This window comes from Bacterioplanes sanyensis, from assembly GCF_014652515.1.
Classification (GTDB): Bacteria; Pseudomonadota; Gammaproteobacteria; order Pseudomonadales; family Oceanobacteraceae; genus Bacterioplanes; species Bacterioplanes sanyensis.
This window is the reverse complement of sequence record NZ_BMYY01000028.1, coordinates 1-2588: the sequence shown is the minus strand read 5'-3', so window position 1 is coordinate 2588 and position 2588 is coordinate 1. Positions and strand designations below refer to the sequence as shown.

The window sequence follows — 2588 nt, the reverse complement described above, 5'->3', positions numbered from 1 at the left end:
TGAGGGGCGTTTAGACGCTCACATCGACCTGTGACTGGCTGACACAGAATTTTGAACACCCTCAACGTTATGAATCCGTCTTAAACGCTTTGTTAGCGGTCGCTCAGTTTGCTTACGATGAACTGTGCTCTTTCTTCGACTGAAACCTTTGGAACTTCAATCAGTTCATAACCAAACCTTTCGTAGGCTTTTACCATTTCATGGTATGTCGCAACAGCCTCATTAAAATCTTGCTTCCGCTCGATGTCATTTTCATAAATCGTCTCCCACGGTGGGAAAATGAATACTTTTCTGTGATAGGTGAGCTCGCGGCAACTTCTTAATAAGATCTCTGAAATAGCTATTTGTTTAAGCTGGCTGTACCCATAAGAATCAATAATGCATCGATCAAAGAAAGTCAGAGTTGAGTTGTCGTGTACTTTGTAATTGTTGAGCTCTTCAAGAACCATTGCATCGCGGAATGCGACTTTATCTTTCCAAGGTAAAGCGTCCCCATTCCGTTCAGTCTGTGTTTTAATGATTTTACGGCCGACTTCTTTAGCACTTGGGTAACCTAATTTCTCTAAAAATTTAATGACCGAAGTTTTTCCTGAGCCTGGGCCACCAGTAAAAACTACCCGATTGTTCATGAAACCTCCTTGAAAAGCCAGATCTTAAAAAATCGATAAAAAGCTGGGCATTCATGCAAAACCAAGTATGGCTGTTTACTTTCAACCCCGATTGCTGGTGGTATTGAACACCGTCTACCACTGAGGCAGAAAGTAATTTAACTAGCAAAATATGGTTTCAGGCAAAGCTAACTTTTGCTTGTTGAGCAAACAGGCTTTTGATGCATAGATTTTACTGTTTTCTGTTAAGTCAGCAGCTGCTGGCAAGCACCAATACCAGCCGTTCTATGTTGTTTGCTGTCGCGGAAAAAGCAGCTCAGTTTGGCCTTTAGCTGCTGAGCACTGCCTACCAGGCCTTTAAACTGGCTTTCAAACTGTTGCGTCATCACCAGCCAGTGTTGTGGATCAATTCCTAGCCTGAGCAGCGCGGGTGGCAGGCCTTGATAAATATAACCGCGTTTATCGTCGCGTATTTGTCTGCCTGTCCAGTCCACCAAGTCGATGTAGCCGGTTAACTGCATTGGGATGCCTTCCGGCATTTTTTCACGAGGGTTACCAGCGAAGTTAAATAGCTCGGGGACTTGTTGAAATGGATGATTGGGTGAACTGGCTTGCTGTGCTTTACGGCTGCGTTTTTTGATCGAAGTATAATCAGACGTTTCAGGTGTTTTCGCCATGCCTGCTCTAATAGGGTTTAAATCCACGTAGGCCATGCAGGCAGCCAGTGCTTTTTCGTCGAGCAGTGCCTGAGATTTAAAACGACCTTCCCAGAAATGGCCAGTACATTCGTCCTCTTCGTTGGCCATGCGCGCAATTTTTTCATTCAAACGGCGCATAAACCAGCTAATGGAGGTTAAACGCTCACGCCATTCGTTGGCGTACTTTTCAACTAACTGCTCTTCCACCGAGCTCAGAGCTTCACCCAACAGATAACGCTGAGTAAACGCATTACCTTTGTACAGCCGGTGCCAGCGCTCAATTACTTCACGTACAGACCAGCTCGCGGCCTGATCCTGTGTAACATGCAGCACCACATGAAAGTGATTCGACATCACTGCATAGGCAGCGATTTCTATGGCAAAGACCTGGGCTTGCTCTAGCAGTAATGACTCAATCCAGCCTCGGCGATGCTCAAAGCTGCGCCCTTCCTGATCAAAGCCGCATAAAAAAGCACGTCGCACACAGCGTGAGACACAGTGATAATACGGCGTGGCTTCCAGAGAAACGAGTTCTTTGCGCGGTTTAGGCATGGCCGACTCCCAGTGAACAGGATCTGCTTACAGCCTAGCCAGCAGATTTAGGCGCTGCCATCAGGCAGTTTTCTTATAATGACTGATGGGATGGACGCTCTCCCATTTGGTTCCAGCGTCAAAAGCGCTAAAGTTTTAGTTCAACAAAAAACTCAACAAATGAGGAGCGTCCACATGAACAAGGGTAATACAGTTGCGGTTGATTTGGCAAAGTCTGTCTTTCAGGTATGCATCCTGTCGGAGCAGAATCAGGTCGTCAAAAGCCTGCGTCTAAGTCGACCAAAATTTAAAGAGTTTTTGACCACGCATGAGCCTTCTCAGGTCTTTATGGAAGCCTGTTATTCATCTCACTACTGGGGTCGATATGCACAGCAGGCCGATCATCATGTGGGTTTGATTCCAGCACAACACGTCACGCCTTTTGTGCGCGGCAATAAAAATGATCGTAACGATGCGTTGGCGATTGCAGAAGCAGCACGACGACCTGGCATGCGTATGGTACCGGTTAAATCAGAGTCGCAGCAGGATATCCAAGTGTTGCATCGCATTCGCGAACGGTGCGTGGCGACTCGAACCGGATTAATGAATCAAATGCGCGGTTTATTGGCCGATTATGGGTACAGTTTTCCAGAAGGCATTGAAGCCCTAGCAGTAAAGCTGAGGGAGGCGATGGAAGACCCAGCCTTATCTGCCATTATTCGCAAAGAGATTGAGCACACATTGGTTGAAT

At 46.5% G+C, this 2588-nt stretch carries 3 protein-coding genes; 1 reads left to right on the top strand and 2 read right to left on the bottom strand.

The window, feature by feature from the left end; all coding sequences use genetic code 11:
- Positions 1 to 92: 92 nt before the first annotated feature.
- Positions 93 to 629, bottom strand: a complete 537-nt coding sequence (locus IE090_RS17710) for an AAA family ATPase (RefSeq protein WP_189390448.1) — start codon at positions 627 to 629, stop codon at positions 93 to 95.
- A 224-nt stretch (positions 630 to 853) separates the two neighbouring features.
- Positions 854 to 1858 (bottom strand): transposase, encoded by a 1005-nt coding sequence (locus IE090_RS17705; RefSeq protein ID WP_189390447.1) that lies wholly within the window; start codon positions 1856 to 1858, stop codon positions 854 to 856.
- 174 nt (positions 1859 to 2032) lie between these two features.
- Here IE090_RS17705 and IE090_RS17700 point away from each other — a divergent pair.
- Positions 2033 to 2588, top strand: a 556-nt coding sequence (locus IE090_RS17700) for an IS110 family RNA-guided transposase (RefSeq protein WP_189390446.1), incomplete at its 3' end; no start/stop codon positions are given.

What these genes read in the sequence shown, in the direction of transcription:
- IE090_RS17705 (WP_189390447.1), bottom strand. Translation starts at nt 1,858, where the DNA reads ATGCCTAAACCGCGCAAAGAACTCGTTTCTCTGGAAGCCACGCCGTAT.
- IE090_RS17710 (WP_189390448.1), bottom strand. Translation starts at nt 629, where the DNA reads ATGAACAATCGGGTAGTTTTTACTGGTGGCCCAGGCTCAGGAAAAACT.